Source organism: Thiococcus pfennigii, from assembly GCF_016583835.1.
Taxonomy (GTDB): Bacteria; Pseudomonadota; Gammaproteobacteria; order Chromatiales; family Chromatiaceae; genus Thiococcus; species Thiococcus pfennigii.
This window is the reverse complement of the sequence record NZ_NRRW01000009.1, coordinates 40496-54694: the sequence shown is the minus strand read 5'-3', so window position 1 is coordinate 54694 and position 14199 is coordinate 40496. Positions and strand designations below refer to the sequence as shown.

The 14199-nt window shown below is 69.3% G+C and carries 16 protein-coding genes; 3 read left to right on the top strand and 13 right to left on the bottom strand.

Features of this window, described 5'->3' with window-relative positions:
- Positions 1-167: 167 nt before the first annotated feature.
- From CKO41_RS04860 to surE, 6 genes are all read right to left on the bottom strand, one after another.
- Positions 168-695, bottom strand: coding sequence for a Uma2 family endonuclease (locus CKO41_RS04860; protein ID WP_242463967.1), 528 nt, complete (start codon positions 693-695; stop codon positions 168-170).
- A gap of 273 nt (positions 696-968) precedes the next feature.
- The gene (rpoS, locus tag CKO41_RS04855) at positions 969-2015 is read right to left on the bottom strand and encodes an RNA polymerase sigma factor RpoS (protein WP_200381410.1); all 1047 of its coding nucleotides are present in this window, start codon (positions 2013-2015) and stop codon (positions 969-971) included.
- A gap of 29 nt (positions 2016-2044) precedes the next feature.
- Positions 2045-2704: a murein hydrolase activator EnvC family protein gene (locus CKO41_RS04850; protein ID WP_242463965.1), complete on the bottom strand. Its 660-nt coding sequence runs from the start codon at positions 2702-2704 to the stop codon at positions 2045-2047.
- 196 nt (positions 2705-2900) lie between these two features.
- On the bottom strand, positions 2901-3494 hold the full coding sequence (locus tag CKO41_RS04845) for a YqaA family protein (protein WP_200381408.1): 594 nt from the start codon (positions 3492-3494) through the stop codon (positions 2901-2903).
- Positions 3494-4165, bottom strand: coding sequence for a protein-L-isoaspartate(D-aspartate) O-methyltransferase (locus tag CKO41_RS04840; protein ID WP_200381407.1), 672 nt, complete (start codon positions 4163-4165; stop codon positions 3494-3496). Before CKO41_RS04840 ends, CKO41_RS04845 begins: the two co-directional genes overlap by 1 nt.
- Complete coding sequence (gene surE / locus CKO41_RS04835) at positions 4156-4905, bottom strand: 5'/3'-nucleotidase SurE (protein ID WP_200250086.1); 750 nt, start codon at positions 4903-4905, stop codon at positions 4156-4158. Before surE ends, CKO41_RS04840 begins: the two co-directional genes overlap by 10 nt.
- A gap of 234 nt (positions 4906-5139) precedes the next feature.
- On the opposite strand from surE, the gene CKO41_RS04830 reads away from it, so the two are divergent.
- Entirely contained in the window at positions 5140-5694 is a 555-nt protein-coding gene (locus CKO41_RS04830; protein ID WP_200250088.1) for a Smr/MutS family protein, read from the top strand.
- A gap of 25 nt (positions 5695-5719) precedes the next feature.
- On the opposite strand, the gene truD is transcribed toward CKO41_RS04830, so the two are convergent.
- The 7 genes from truD to pyrG all read right to left on the bottom strand — a co-directional run bounded on the left by truD (position 5720) and on the right by pyrG (position 12417).
- A complete protein-coding gene (gene truD / locus CKO41_RS04825; RefSeq protein ID WP_200250091.1) occupies positions 5720-6802 on the bottom strand; it encodes a tRNA pseudouridine(13) synthase TruD in 1083 nt (360 codons plus the stop codon).
- 10 nt (positions 6803-6812) lie between these two features.
- Positions 6813-7283: a 2-C-methyl-D-erythritol 2,4-cyclodiphosphate synthase gene (gene ispF, locus CKO41_RS04820; RefSeq protein WP_200250093.1), complete on the bottom strand. Its 471-nt coding sequence runs from the start codon at positions 7281-7283 to the stop codon at positions 6813-6815.
- Positions 7277-7987 carry a 2-C-methyl-D-erythritol 4-phosphate cytidylyltransferase gene (gene ispD / locus CKO41_RS04815; RefSeq protein WP_200250094.1) on the bottom strand — a complete coding sequence of 237 codons (711 nt, stop codon included), beginning with the start codon at positions 7985-7987 and terminating at the stop codon, positions 7277-7279. Before ispD ends, ispF begins: the two co-directional genes overlap by 7 nt.
- On the bottom strand, positions 7984-8334 hold the full coding sequence (gene ftsB, locus CKO41_RS04810; RefSeq protein WP_242463963.1) for a cell division protein FtsB: 351 nt from the start codon (positions 8332-8334) through the stop codon (positions 7984-7986). Before ftsB ends, ispD begins: the two co-directional genes overlap by 4 nt.
- A gap of 3 nt (positions 8335-8337) precedes the next feature.
- Complete coding sequence (gene eno, locus CKO41_RS04805; protein ID WP_200250095.1) at positions 8338-9615, bottom strand: phosphopyruvate hydratase; 1278 nt, start codon at positions 9613-9615, stop codon at positions 8338-8340.
- 322 nt (positions 9616-9937) lie between these two features.
- Complete coding sequence (kdsA, locus tag CKO41_RS04800; RefSeq protein WP_200381406.1) at positions 9938-10774, bottom strand: 3-deoxy-8-phosphooctulonate synthase; 837 nt, start codon at positions 10772-10774, stop codon at positions 9938-9940.
- Positions 10771-12417, bottom strand: coding sequence for a CTP synthase (gene pyrG, locus CKO41_RS04795; protein WP_200250097.1), 1647 nt, complete (start codon positions 12415-12417; stop codon positions 10771-10773). The genes kdsA and pyrG overlap by 4 nt, the downstream gene beginning before the upstream one ends.
- Positions 12418-12797: 380 nt before the next feature.
- Between pyrG and CKO41_RS04790 the strand changes: the two genes are divergently transcribed.
- Together CKO41_RS04790 and fnr are read left to right on the top strand one after the other, a co-directional pair.
- A complete protein-coding gene (locus CKO41_RS04790; protein ID WP_200381405.1) occupies positions 12798-13187 on the top strand; it encodes a sulfur globule family protein in 390 nt (129 codons plus the stop codon).
- Positions 13188-13427: 240 nt separating this feature from the next.
- The gene (gene fnr, locus CKO41_RS04785; protein ID WP_200381404.1) at positions 13428-14189 is read left to right on the top strand and encodes a fumarate/nitrate reduction transcriptional regulator Fnr; all 762 of its coding nucleotides are present in this window, start codon (positions 13428-13430) and stop codon (positions 14187-14189) included.
- Positions 14190-14199 lie beyond the last annotated feature (10 nt).

Below are 14199 nucleotides of genomic sequence, written 5' to 3'. Positions count from 1 at the left end.
CGCCGACGCGGCATCGAGCCGCGACGGCGACGAGCCGGCTGGAAAGCCGGCGCTCCCAGTCAACCGCGCGACGGCGAGATGGCTCGGATTGCGAGGGTCGGCTTCCGTCGGTCAGTCGACCTACGCCACTGCGGTCTATGCCTTTTATCCGGGGATACCTCAGCTTCTCACCCATTTCGCGCCACCGAACGCCCCCGAGCCCTGCGGCGGCACCCGTGCGCGGTCCGTCCCCCGAGCGTCGCGACGACAGGCCGCTCTCCCTCGTCGAGCGCGTAGGCGACCAGCGCCCTGTGCTCTGACCAAGTGACCCAGTCGCAGGGCACCCGATGCCGGCGCAGCAGTAGCGGGATGGATCGGGTGTCCTTCTTCTCATGACCGGGCGAGACGATCTCGCAGACCCAATCCGGCGGCAGCCCGATCGGCCCATCCGGAAGGCGCGGCAGGCGCTCGCGGCGCCATCCAGCGATGTCGTGGCAGGGACATTCGTGCGCTTCGTAGGCCACGCTGATCTCGGTCAAGATCCACCAACCGCCCGGCCTCGCTCCGTCGTCGAAAGTGCCCAGGTGGCGGTTGACTTGGCTTTGGGCCCGAGCATGGCGCGCCCGCGTCATCGGACGCCGGACGATTTCGCCGTCGATCAGCTCGTCGGACGATAGGAGCAGGTCTTGGACGGTCTCGTGCTGGATTGCTGCCATCGACCACCGCGGGTCTGGCTGGGGCGCCGGGGTCTCGTTTCCTGCGTGAGGATGAGCGCTCCGCGGTGCGAACCCGTCCGTAGGTCGCGATTCGCGCCTAGCCCCAAGGCTCGGCGCAACGTCGGCAACTCGGTGGGCGCCAACGGCCTCAACCGAACGATTCGCTACCGGCAACGGACGGCTGCATCGCTCGGGGCGGCGAAGCCCCGCCCCTTGGATCGGCGACACGCCCCTCCCCGTCTGCGCGCCGGCACTCGACGGGGGCACGGGCGGCTACTTGAAGAAGGCGTCCATCGAGAAGCCATCGCGCTCCAGGATGTCGCGCAACCGGCGCAACGCATCCATCTGGATCTGACGCACCCGCTCGCGGGTCACGCCAAGCTCCCGGGCGACACGCTCGAGCGTGGAGTGTTCGTAGCCGCGCAACCCGAAGCGACGCTCGACGACCGCGCGTTGCTTGTCGTTGAGTCTCTGCAGCCACTGCTCCAGGTTGATCTGCACGTCGTGGTCGTGGATGCGCTCGGCCGGGTCGTCGGCGTTCTCGTCCTGGAGGATGTCGACGAGCGGCTTGTCGGCGTCCTTGCTGTAGGGCATGTCGACCGAGGCGATCCGCTCGTTCAGGCCGAGCATGCGCTTGACCTCGCTGAGCGGCTTGTGCAGCAGTTCGGCGACCTCCTCGGAGGTGGGCTCGTGATCGAGGTGCTGCGCCAGCTTGCGCGTCGCCTTCAGGTAGAGATTGATCTCCTTGACGACGTGGATCGGCAGCCGCACGGTGCGGGTCTGGTTCATGATCGCCCGCTCGATGGTCTGGCGGATCCACCAGGTCGCGTAGGTCGAGAAACGGAAACCGCGTTCTGGGTCGAACTTCTCGACCGCCCGGATCAGCCCCAGGTTGCCCTCCTCGATCAGATCGAGCAACGGCAGACCGCGGTTGAGATAGCGGCGCGCGATCTTGACGACGAGCCGCAGGTTGCAGACGATCATCCGTTGGCGCGCCGCGTTGTCGCCCTGCTGAGCGCGGCGCGCATAGAAGACCTCCTCCTCGGCGGTGAGGAGCTTGGCCTCGCCGATCTCGTTCAGATAGAGACGCGTGGCATCGAAATCCGCCTCACCGGCGTCGAAGCGGTCGTCCTCGACCTCATCCTCCTCGACGGCATCGGAGATCTCCCGCCCTTCCTCATAGGCATTGGCGTAGGGGTCGTCGCCGAGCGGCTCCTCGTCGTCCGCGACGACGTAGTCTTCATCGATGAGAGGTACGGGTGTTGCTGCGTCAGAGGCCGAGCGACTCGTCGAGCCGGCTCGTTTATCGGCGACTGTCATCCAAGGCTCCTCCTTTCTGCCTCGCCGGCTCAGCGCGTGCGAGGCAGAAGCTTCAGCGGATCTACTGCTGCACCGTCCTTACGAACTTCGAAATGAAGCTGCGCCTCACCCCCAGTCGTCTGTCCTACTTCTGCGATCGGCTGGCCGCGCGTGACCTTCTCTCCCTTCGCGACCAAGAGCCGACGATTGAACCCATAGGCGCTCAAATAGTCATCTTTATGCTTGAGGATGATAAGGTTGCCGTAACCCTTGAGTCCATCGCCACTGTAGCCGACGGTGCCACTCGCCGCGGCGACGACGAGTTCGCCCGGGCGAGCGGCGATCCGGATGCCCTGTCGCGTGCGGTCGCGGGCATCGAAGCCCTTCACGACCCGCCCGACGAGCGGCCACTGCCAAGCGATGCCCGAGGCGATGGCCTCGCTCGGTGACCGCCGAGGCTTCGACGGCGGATGGGCTGGGGCCGTCGCGGCCGCCCCGGAGACACCGGCGGAGGCCGACGGCGCTGACCGCCCGCGCATCCGCCGCTCATCGGGCGCCGATGGTCCCGATTGCAGCCGCGCCGCAGGCGATGGCGGCGGCGGCGCCACCCGAAGCAGGCCGCCGGCCAGTATTCGGTAAGGCGGCTCCAGCGCGTTCCAGTCGGCCAGCGTCGCCAGATCGATGCCCTCGCGCAACGCGATGTCGCTCAAGGTGTCGCCGGCCCGAATCCGATAGAGACCCTCCGGGGTCGGTTCGCCCGGCGCGTACACGGGCGCCGGCCCAGGACGGGGACCACAACCGCCGAGCAGCGCGGCGGTGAGCGCGGCGGCCACGCCCACCGCGACCGATCGCCGGCCCGCGCGTATCAGCGCGCCTGCCCGGCGCCGCTGCCGAGGCGCCGCCATATTAGCCCGGCATGGCCCCGACCCGGTGGACGACGAAGACCGCCGCCACGAGCGAGACCGTGATCCAGCCGATCCGATCCACATAGGCGTGCAGCGTGCGCTCCATCCGCTCCCCGCCCCAGGCCATCAACGCGGCCACCAGGAAGAAGCGCGCCCCGCGCCCGATCAGCGACGCCACGACGAAGGGTAACAGCGCCATCGCGATGACGCCCGCGGTAATCGTGAAGACCTTGTAGGGGATCGGCGAAAAACCGGCCAGAAAGACCGCCCAGAAGCCCCAGCGGGCGAACCAGGCCTGGGCCGCTTCGTACTCATCCCAATAACCGGCGCCTTGCAGCAGCGGTGCGACCAGTTCGAAGGCGAAGGTCCCGATCAGGTAGCCGAGCAGCCCGCCCAGGACCGAGGCCACCGTCGTCAACGCCGCATAGGCTAGGCTGCGCTCGGGCTTGACCATGCTCATCGGCGCGAGCATGACATCGGGCGGAATCGGGAAGAAGGACGACTCGGCGAAGCTCAGCCCGCCCAGATACCAGGGCGCATACCGGTGGCGCGACCAAGCGAGCGCGCGGGCGTAGAGCGAGGAGAAGATGCGCATCAACAGGTGCCCTCGAGAAATGGGACGAAGCTGACCGGTTCCAGCGCCTCGTGCCGCCAGCCGGTCCGGGTCCGCACCAGGCGGAGCAGGGACTGATCCGGCGCCGTACCGATCGGCGTCACCATGCACCCGCCGCAGGCCAACTGGTTGGCCAGCACCCGCGGGACCCGCGGCGGGGCCGCCGTCACCAGGATCGCATCGAACGGCGCGTACTCGGGCCACCCCTCGGCGCCGTCGGCGTGGCGCAGCCGCACGTTGCGCAGCTTCAACGCCCGCAACCGCCGCTCGGCCCGCTCCTTGAGGTCGGCGATACGCTCGATGCTGTAGACGCGGCGCACCAGCGAGGCGAGCACGGCCGTGTGGAATCCAGAGCCGGTGCCGATCTCCAGGACCCGCTCGCGGCGCACGCCGGCAAGCAGGATCTCGGTCATCCGAGCCACCATGTAGGGCTGGGAGATCGTCTGGCCCCAGCCGATCGGCAGCGCCGAGTCGTCGTAGGCGCGACTCGCCAGCGCCTCGTCGACGAAGAAGTGGCGCGGCAGCCGGCCGATCGCCTCCAGGACGTCGGGATGGGTCACGCCCATCTGGCGCAACCGCTCGACGAGGCGTTCGCGGGCACGCCGCGAGCTCACGCCGAGCGCCTCCCCGTCGTCGGCCGCCGTCAGTTGCACCGCCCGAGCCACTCCTCGAGGGCACCGAGCGCGGCGTGGCGGGTCAGGTCGACCTGCAACGGCGTCACCGAGACCAGGCCATGGCGCACCGCGTGGAAATCGGTCCCGGGGCCGGCGTCCTGCTCCGGGCCGGCCGGACCGACCCAGTAGATGGGTCGGCCGCGCGGATCGTGGGTGCGGGTGACCGGCTCGGCGCGGTGACGATGGCCGAGCCGCGTCGCCGCGAGGCCACGAATCTGCTCGTAGGGCAGGTCCGGCACATTGACGTTGAGGATGACATCGGGCGCCAGCGTCGCATCGCGCAGCCGCAGCACCAGCTCCGCGGCGATCCGCGCCCCGGTCGCCAGGTGGCGCGGATCGTGGGCATCCATCGAGACCGCGATCGCCGGCAGGCCGAGGAAGCGTCCCTCGGTCGCGGCGGCGACGGTGCCCGAATAGATCACGTCGTCGCCGAGATTCGGCCCGTGGTTGATCCCGGCCACGACCAGATCGGGCTCGTCCTCGAGCAGCCCGGTGATCGCGAGGTGGACGCAATCCGTCGGCGTGCCGTCGACGCGATAGTAGCCGTTGGCGGTGCGCACCGCACGCAGCGGTACATCGAGCGTCAACGAATGGCTCGCACCGCTGCGGTCGCGCTCGGGGGCGACGACGATCACCTCGCCGATCCTGGACAGCTCGCTCGCCAGGGCGGCGAGGCCCGGCGCCTGATAGCCGTCGTCGTTACTGACCAGTATCTTCATCGTCGCAACCCAGGCCCACCCGGCCGGGCCCTCCAGGGGCCGACGCGGCACGCCGAATCATCCGTCCCGGACATGCTCCCGATCTCCTCTGTCTGAGGTCGAAGGATGCCAGATCTCGCGCGGATCGGATACCGCATGACGCGACCGAGTTGCCCACAGCCCCCCGCAGCGCGGCTATACTCGAATCCCGCCCCGGCGCAAGCCCCTCGACGAAACGCACCGATCATCAGGCCCATGAGCAAGTCGATCCCACCGGCCGAGCGTGACCTCTTCCGCGAGGCCGTCGCCGATGCCGAGCCGCTCGCGCACGAGGCCGCCGAGCCCCACCGCCGGCGCCCACCGCCGCGGCCGCGACCGCGCCCCGAGGCCGCCGACGAGGAGGAGTTGGCGTATCACCTGTCGGAGGCCGAGGTCGCGACCCACGACTATCTGGAGTTCGCCCGGGCGGGTGTCCAGCGGCGGGTGATGCAGGAACTGCAACGCGGCGGCTTCGCGATCGGCTTGGAGGTCGACCTGCACGGCCTGACCGCCGAGCTGGCCCGCGAGACGCTGCGCGAGTTCCTGCGCGAGTGCACGGCGCGGCGCGTGCGCTGCGCCCGCATCATCCACGGCAAGGGCGCCGGCTCCGGACAGCCGCCCGTCCTCAAGCGCAAGGTCAACTACTGGCTGCGGCTGCGCCCCGAGGTCCTCGCCTTCTGCTCGGCGACCCGCCGCGACGGCGGCACCGGGGCCGTCTACGTGCTGCTGCGCAACCCGGCGAAGGTCAAGCGCGACCGTCATCGCGGTTGACGCGCCGGCCCGGACCATCCCCAGGTCAATCCCGGACGTCGACCGCGCCCGATTCCTCGTCGTGCCAATCGATGAGCTCGCGCAGGACGGCCGTCGCATAGGCGCCGGCCGGCAGCTCGAAGCCGAGTTCCAGCACCTGCGCATCCGGCCAGTGCCAGGCCACATCGAGCGGACGCAACCGCAGTGCGCGGCGCTCCTGCTCCAGGCCAGCCGCCTCCAGCCCCTGCACCCAGAGCGGGAAGGCCGCGGCCACCTCGCCCTCGAGGCGGGCCGGCTCGCCGCCGCTCGGCAGGGCGCCGCGACCCCAAAGCGGACCGGTCGGCGCGATGTCGCCGACCCGGGTCCGGGCGCGCAGCGTCTCGTCGATCGACTCGGCGGCGAAGTGCGAGTGCGAGCCGGCGAGCTGCATCCGGTCGCCGACGAGCGGCCGATCCCAGTCGCCACGGATCACCCGTTCGGCGAGGACCTCGTTGAAGAGCTGGGCGCGCGCGGCCGATAGCCAGAGGCCGCGGCGATGACGATCGACGCGCCCGACGCGGCCCTCGAAGAGGGCGCTGGCCCGCGCCAGATTGGCCTCGCCGCGGCCGAAGCGCTGCTCGCCGAAGTAGTTCGGGACACCGCGCTCGGCGATCTGCGCGAGGCGCTCATCCAGGGCCGCCCGATCGCCGCTCAGCGAGCCGACCCGCAGCCGGAAGCGGTTGCCGGCGAGCGCCCCGCGGCGCAGCTTGCGGCGGTGACGGTGGACCTCGACGACTCGGAAGCCGTCATCGTCCGCCCCGGCCGCCGCCCAGTCGGGCTCCGGGCGGTTCGCGACCGGCACGCTGAACCATTGGGTCGTGACCGCATGCCGGTCCTTGAGGCCGGCCCAGCCGACCGCGCCCACCGGCACGCCGGCGAACGCGGCGAGGCGGCGCGCGACCCACTCGGTGTTGGCACCGACCTTGCGCACCCGCAACAGCCGGTGCTCGCCCTCGCCATCGGGCGCGAAGCCGAGCCGTTCCTCGACGACGAAGTCCGCCGGCGTGGCACGCAGCCGCCCCGCGCCCGGCGGGCCGCCGTGGGCATGGGGCAAGGCCCCGAACGAACGCCAGGGCGCAGCCCCGGTCACGCGTCGCCGCTCACTCGTCGAGCAGGACGACGGCCGCCGCCGCGATCCCCTCGCCGCGGCCGGTGAAGCCCATCTGCTCGGTCGTCGTCGCCTTCACGTTGACCCGCTGGGGCGCGCAGCCCATGTCCTCGGCCAGGCAGGCGACCATCGCCGGGATGTGCGGGGCCATCCGCGGGCGCTGGGCCATGATCGTGATATCGGCGTTGCGCACCGCGAGCCCGCGCTCGCGCAGGCTGGCCATGACCCGACGCAGCAGGATGCGGCTGTCGATCCCGGCATAGGCCGGGTCGGTGTCCGGGAAGTGACGGCCGATGTCGCCGAGACCGGCCGCCCCGAGCAGGGCGTCGCAGAGCGCATGGATGACGACGTCCCCATCGGAGTGGGCCGTGAGGCCGAGCTCGTAGTCGATCGTGACGCCGCCGATGACCAGCGGCCGGTCGGCCGCGAATCTGTGGGCATCGATGCCCTGACCGATCAGCATATTCGCCCCTGTTGTTGCAGGTAGAACTCGGCCAGAGGCAGGTCCTCGGGCCGGGTGATCTTGATGTTGTCGGCGTGCCCCTCGATGAGCCGCGGGGCGCGGCCGACGCGTTCGATGGCCGCCGCCTCGTCGGTGACGAGCTCGCCGGCGGCGAGCGCCGCGGCGATGGCCTCGCGCAGCGGGCCGAGGCGGAACATCTGCGGCGTGTAGGCGTGCCAGAGCCGCTCGCGCGGCAGCGTCGCGCCGATCCGCCCGGCTGCGTCGGCCTCCTTCATCGTGTCGCGCACCGGCATGGCCAGGATCCCGCCGACCGGATCCTCGCGCAGGACTTCGATCATCCGTGCCAGGTCGTCGGCGCGCAGGCAGGGCCTGGCCGCGTCGTGGACCAGCACCCAGTCGTCGGCCGCGGCCGTCTCGGCGAGCGCCTCCAGCGCATTGAGCACCGAGTGGCAGCGCTCGGCACCGCCGGCGACCCGGCGCACGCGCGGGTCCTCGGCGAATGCGGTCTGCGACCACAGGGCGTCGTGCGGGTCGAGGGCGACGACGACACCGCGGATCCGCGCCTCGCCGAGCAGGACGGCCAGGCCCTGGTCGATGACCCGCCGCCCGGCGAGCGGCAGGTACTGCTTGGGGATCGCCGCCCCGACCCGCCGGCCGACGCCGGCGGCCGGTACGATGGCCCAAAACGCCTCGCCGCCGCTCATGGCTTGGGCGCCTCGCCGCCTTCGATGACCTGGAGGAAGACCTCGCCGCGCTTGATCATCCCGAGCTCGCTGCGGGCGCGCTCCTCGAGGGCGTCGTAACCGCTGCGCAGGCTCTCGACCTCGGCCTCCAGCGCGGCGTTGCGCTGACGCGCCTCGGCCAGCGCCGCCTCCTGGCGGGCGATCTCCTCGCGCAGCGCATGGACCTCGGCCAGGCTGCCCTCACCGACCCAGAGGCGGTACTGGAGCAGGCCGAGGAGTACCAGCAGCAGCGGGAGCAGCCAGCGCATCATGACGCCCAGGCGCTGCACCAGGGGTGGACGCGAGCCCAGCGCGATGGCCCCCGCCATCGGCTAGAGCCACTTGAACGCGGAACGCCCGGCATAGACGGCCTCATCCCCCAGTTGATCCTCGATACGCATCAGCTGATTGTACTTCGCGACCCGATCCGAGCGGGATAGCGAGCCCGTCTTGATCTGCCCTGTGTTGGTCGCGACGACCAGATCGGCGATCGTCGTGTCCTCGGTCTCCCCGGAGCGGTGCGAGATCACGGCCGTGTAGCCGGCCGCGTGGGCCATGTCGATCGCCGCGCGGGTCTCGGTCAGGGTGCCGATCTGATTGACCTTGATGAGGATGGAGTTGGCGATGCCCTTGTCGATACCCTCCTTCAGGATCTGCGTGTTGGTCACGAAGAGGTCGTCGCCGACCAGCTGGACGCGTTGACCGAGGCGCTCGGAGAGGAGCCGCCAGCCGTCCCAGTCGCCCTCGGCCATGCCGTCCTCGATGGTCAGGATCGGGTAGCGCGCGACCCAGTCGGCGAGCAGGTCGACGAGGCCGGCCGCATCGAGGCGGCGCCCCTCGCCCGCGAGGTGGTACTGGCCATTCTCGTAGAACTCCGAGCTCGCGACATCGAGGCCCAGGTAGATGTCCTCGCCGGCCTTGTAGCCGGTCTTGGCGATCGCCTCGAGGATCACCTCGATAGCCGCCTCGTTGGACGGCAGGTCCGGCGCGAAGCCACCCTCGTCGCCGACCGCCGTGGCGAGCCCGCGGTCGGCGAGGACCGACTTCAGGGCGTGGAAGACCTCGGCCCCGCAACGCACCGCCTCGCGCAGGCTCGCGGCGCCGACCGGCAGGATCATGAACTCCTGGAAGTCGACGCTGTTGGCCGCGTGGGCACCGCCGTTGATGATGTTCATCATGGGCACCGGCAACCGGTAGGGGCCGCTCGCGAGGGAGCGGTAGAGCGGCAGCCCGCGCTCCTGGGCCGCGGCATGGGCCGCCGCAAGCGACACGCCGAGAATGGCATTGGCACCGAGCCGACCCTTGTTGTCGGTCCCGTCAAGTTCGATCATGCGCCGGTCCAGGGCCTCCTGGTCGCCGACCTCGTGGCCGAGCAGCGCCTCGCGCAGCTCGCCGGCGATGTTGGCGACCGCCCGCCGCACGCCCTTGCCGCCGTACCGACCAGCGTCGCCATCACGCAACTCCAGGGCCTCGCGCGAACCGGTCGAGGCGCCCGACGGCACCGCCGCCCGCCCGATCGCCCCGTCGGCGGTATAGACATCGGCCTCGACAGTGGGGTTGCCGCGCGAGTCCAGGATCTCCCGGGCGCGGATATCGACGATCTCGGACATGGACTTTGGTCTCCTTCAAAGGGCCTGCTTGATTGCGGAAAATTCCACCGAATGAGCGCCGCCGACGTTAGGAACGATTCACGAACGACCGACACCAGCGCACGGACGACAAGAAACTACGAAATACACCGAAAGTCGCGACAAAACGGCAAATGCTCCTGTGTCTATCGAGCCCTTTCGCGTGTTTCGTAGTTCCAAGAAGAGGTACCGGTTGTTCTTGAATCGTCACTTGGTAACAAGTGAACCATACGTGGCGCGCTTGACCATGGGGGGCGGGCCAGAGGCCCGCCCCCCGTTGCTTCAGTTGTTCTTGAACCGTTGCTTAGAGGTCGGCCTCGGCGAAGCCGCGTGCCTTGACCAGCCGGTCGAGCTCGACCAGGGTTGCCAGCAGCGCCGCCATGCGCCCGAGCGGCCAGGCGTTGGGACCGTCGCTCAGCGCCCGATCCGGATCCGGGTGGGTCTCCATGAACAGGCCGGCGACGCCGGTGGCGACCGCCGCACGCGCCAGCACGGGCACGAACTCGCGCTGGCCGCCGGAGCGATCGCCCTGGCCGCCGGGCAGCTGCACCGAGTGGGTCGCGTCGAAGACCACCGGGCAGCCGGTCGCCCGCATCACCGCGAGGGCGCGCATGTCGGAGACCAGGTTGTTGTAGCCGAACGAGACGCCCCGCTCGCAGACGAGGATCGTCTCGTTGCCGGTCGCGCGGGCCTTGGCGACGACCTGGGCCATGTCCCAGGGGGCGAGGAACTGGCCCTTCTTGATGTTGACCGGCCGCCCCTGGGCGGCGACGGTGCGGATGAAGTTCGTCTGGCGGCAGAGGAAGGCCGGTGTCTGGAGGACGTCGACGACCGAGGCGACCTCGGCGAGCGGGGTGTCCTCATGGACATCGGTCAGGACCGGCACCCCGAGGCGGGTGCGCACCGCCTCGAGGATCGCCAGGCCGCGCTCCAGACCGGGGCCGCGGAAGCTCGCCCCGGAGGAGCGGTTGGCCTTGTCGAACGAGGATTTGTAGATGAACGGGATCCCCAGGTCGGTGGCGATCTCCTTCAGCCGTCCGGCCGTCTCCTCGGCCAGGGCTTCGCTCTCGATGACGCAGGGACCGGCGATCAGGAAGAGCGGCCGGTCGAGCCCGACCTCGAAGTCGAGCAGCGGCGTCACTTGCTCGCCCTCGCCACCTGTCGCTGGTGGGCGAGCGCCGCCTTGATGAACCCGTGGAACAGCGGATGACCGTCCCGCGGCGTCGACGTGAACTCGGGGTGGAACTGGCAGGCGATGAACCAGGGGTGGTCGGGAATCTCGACGATCTCGACCAGGGTGCTGTCGAGCGACCAGCCCGAGAAGCGCATCCCGGCGTCCTTCATCGCATCCAGATACTGGTTGTTGAACTCGTAGCGGTGGCGGTGGCGCTCGCGGATCTGCGGCCGGCCATAGACGCTGCGCGCGAGGCTGCCGGGCTCCAGGCGGCAATTCTGACCGCCCAGACGCATCGTGCCGCCGAGGTCGCCGCCCTCCTCGCGCTGCTCAATCTGACCCGACTCGTTCAGCCACTCGGTGATCAGCGCGATCACCGGGTGCGGGGTCGTCGGATCGAACTCGGTGCTGTGCGCCCCCTCGAGGCCCACGACCTGACGGGCGTACTCGATGACGGCGACCTGCATGCCGAGGCAGATGCCCAAGTACGGGACGCGCTGCTCGCGGGCGAACCGCACGGCCGCCATCTTGCCCTCGATGCCACGGCCACCGAAGCCGCCAGGGACGAGGACCGCGTCGACCTCGCGTAGGCAATCGGTGCCCTGCTGCTCAATCTCCTCGGAGTCCAGGTAGCGGATCCGCACCTTGGTCCCCGTATGCACGCCGGCATGGGCCAGGGCCTCGGAGAGCGACTTGTAGGCCTCGGTCAGGTGCATGTACTTGCCGACCATGGCCACCGTGACCTCGTGGGTCGGGTGGTCGAAGCCCTCTAGCACGCGCTGCCACTCGGCGAGATTCGCCGCCGGGACCTCGAGGCCGAACTGACGCACGACCAGGTCGTCGAGGTGCTGGGCATGCAGCAGCATCGGGATGCGGTAGATGTTGTCGGCATCGATGGCCGAGATCACCGCGGCCTCCGGGACGTTCGTGAAGAGCGCGATCTTCTTGCGTTCGGCCTCGGGGATCGGCTGCTCGGCGCGGCACAGCAGGATGTCGGGTTGGATGCCGATCGAGCGCAACTCCTTGACCGAGTGTTGGGTCGGCTTGGTCTTGATCTCGCCCGAGGTGCGGATGTAGGGGACCAGCGTCAGGTGCATGAAGAGGGCGTTCTCCCGCCCCACCTCGACGCGCATCTGGCGGATCGCCTCCAGGAACGGCAGCGACTCGATGTCGCCGACCGTGCCGCCGATCTCGACCATCGCAATGTCGGCCTCATCGGCCCCGAGGCGCACGCTGTCCTTGATCTCGTCGGTGATGTGCGGGATCACCTGGACGGTGCGGCCGAGGTAGTCGCCGCGCCGCTCCTTGCGGATCACGCTCTCGTAGATCTGGCCAGTCGTGAAATTGTTGTTGCGGCCCATGCGGGTACGCACGAAACGCTCGTAGTGGCCGAGGTCCAGATCCGTCTCGGCACCGTCGTCGGTGACATAGACCTCGCCGTGCTGAAACGGGCTCATGGTCCCCGGATCGACGTTGATGTAGGGGTCGAGCTTGATCAGCGTGACCCGCAGGCCGCGCGCCTCGAGCAGGGCCGCGAGCGAAGCGGAAGCAATACCCTTGCCCAGCGACGAGACCACGCCGCCGGTGATGAAGATGAACTTGGTCGTCATAAAAGGGGAAGAAGGTGAGGGAGAGGAGGCCCGGATGGCATTACAAGCTACCAAATCTCCCCCGGGGCCTCAATGCAGCGCAGCAAAATTCGCCGCAGGGCACCGGCATCTCAATGAAAAATCGCGGATCGCTCAGACCGCCCGCCCCCGCAACCAGGGGCGGCAGCGCTGCGCAGACGACAGCCGCCCAGCCAGCGGGAGCGGCCATCCGCGCCCACGGGACCGGGGGTCGCGACCCTTCACAAGGCCGAAGGAGCTTACCTATAATCATTGACAGTTTCGCGCGATTGCGAAACTGGCCTGCGGCGCCGGCCCGCACTGGCGCCGCCGCTGCTTCACGATACAGACCCCTACAAAAACAGTTTCGGAGTGTCAGGATCATGAAAAAGCTCGCCAAAGTCATGGGCGTGGCGGCGATCGCCGGCGCCGCCGCCCTCTCGATGACCTCTGCTCAGGCCTGGTGGGGCCCGGGCTGGGGCGGTCCCGGCTACGGGAACGGCATGAACGACTGGTGGAACGACATGTTCGGCGATGGCTACGGCGACTTCAACATGAACATGAGCGGCGGCGGCCGCGGCTGGGGCCGCGGCTACAACCGCTACCGCGACTACTATGGCTACGGCCCCTACGGCTGGGGCGGCCCCTACGGCTATGCCCCGTATGGTTATGGCGCCCCTTACGGCTATGGCGCCCCCTACGGCTACGGCGCCCCGCCCTACGCGGCACCAGCCGCCCCCTCGGCCCCGGCCACGAGCGACGAGGCCAAGTAGGGTCTCGCCTTCCCGCGGCCCGGCAGCGGGGCGCGCCCCGCTGCCGGGTCCGCACAAAGGGGGGTCGTGCCCGATCGGGCACGGCCCTTTTTCATGGCGCACTTGCGCCTCGCGCCGCGCCCCCGGCAGGCGACCGACAGCGCGCCATAACCCGGCATCCAGGGAGGGCTTTATTTACTTGATCCAGGTCAAACACCGATCCAAAATACCGGCCCAATCACCGCGGGAGAGGGGGTCGTTTTGAATCCGCAAAAGGTCATTTCGTTCGAGACGATCCGGGTCGTTTGCAAGAACTGTACCCTGGCGACGCTCTGCCTGCCGATGGGCTTGACCCCGGAGGACACCGAGCGGCTCGACAAGATCGTCAAGCGCAATCGGCCGCTGCATCGCGGCGACTACCTGTTCCGCAGCGGCGAGCGTTTCCGCTCGCTCTACGTCGTGAAGACCGGGTCGGTGAAGACCTATGCGCCGAGCGAAGAGGGCGGCGAACAGGTCCTCGGCTTCCACCTGCCCGGGGAGATCATCGGCCTCGACGCGATCGAAAAGGACCATCACATCTGCTCGGCGCGGGTCCTGGAGACCTCGGCGATCTGCGAGATCCCTTTCAACCGCCTCGAGGAACTGACCTGTTGCATCCCATCGCTCCAGCATCAGATGTTCCGCCTGCTCAGCAAGGAGATCGGCCACGACACCGACATGCTCCTGCTGCTCGGCAAGCGCAACGCCGAGGAGCGCCTCGCGACCTTTCTCGTCAGCCTGTCCCGCCGGCTACAGCGCCGCGGCCTGTCGCCGAACGATTTCTATCTGAGCATGTCGCGCCATGAGATCGGCAACTATCTCGGCCTGGCGGTCGAGACGGTCAGCCGCCTCTTCACCCGCTTCCAGGACGAGGGGCTGCTCGAGGTCGATCGCAAGCACGTGCAACTGAAGGACCTCGCGGCCCTGGAGGCGATCGTCAACGGCTCCCAGGCCGAGGGCGACCACCAGCGGCGCTCCTCGTAGCGGCGGCGCC

Excerpts from the sequence above, each read along its gene's own strand:
- ispD (WP_200250094.1), bottom strand. The coding sequence starts at position 7,987 with ATGAGCGGCGGCGAGGCGTTTTGGGCCATCGTACCGGCCGCCGGCGTC.
- CKO41_RS04860 (WP_242463967.1), bottom strand. The coding sequence starts at position 695 with ATGGCAGCAATCCAGCACGAGACCGTCCAAGACCTGCTCCTATCGTCC.
- CKO41_RS04790 (WP_200381405.1), top strand. The coding sequence starts at position 12,798 with ATGAAAAAGCTCGCCAAAGTCATGGGCGTGGCGGCGATCGCCGGCGCC.
- CKO41_RS04830 (WP_200250088.1), top strand. The coding sequence starts at position 5,140 with ATGAGCAAGTCGATCCCACCGGCCGAGCGTGACCTCTTCCGCGAGGCC.
- ftsB (WP_242463963.1), bottom strand. The coding sequence starts at position 8,334 with ATGGCGGGGGCCATCGCGCTGGGCTCGCGTCCACCCCTGGTGCAGCGC.
- eno (WP_200250095.1), bottom strand. The coding sequence starts at position 9,615 with ATGTCCGAGATCGTCGATATCCGCGCCCGGGAGATCCTGGACTCGCGC.
- ispF (WP_200250093.1), bottom strand. The coding sequence starts at position 7,283 with ATGCTGATCGGTCAGGGCATCGATGCCCACAGATTCGCGGCCGACCGG.
- rpoS (WP_200381410.1), bottom strand. The coding sequence starts at position 2,015 with ATGACAGTCGCCGATAAACGAGCCGGCTCGACGAGTCGCTCGGCCTCT.
- CKO41_RS04845 (WP_200381408.1), bottom strand. The coding sequence starts at position 3,494 with ATGCGCATCTTCTCCTCGCTCTACGCCCGCGCGCTCGCTTGGTCGCGC.
- pyrG (WP_200250097.1), bottom strand. The coding sequence starts at position 12,417 with ATGACGACCAAGTTCATCTTCATCACCGGCGGCGTGGTCTCGTCGCTG.
- surE (WP_200250086.1), bottom strand. The coding sequence starts at position 4,905 with ATGAAGATACTGGTCAGTAACGACGACGGCTATCAGGCGCCGGGCCTC.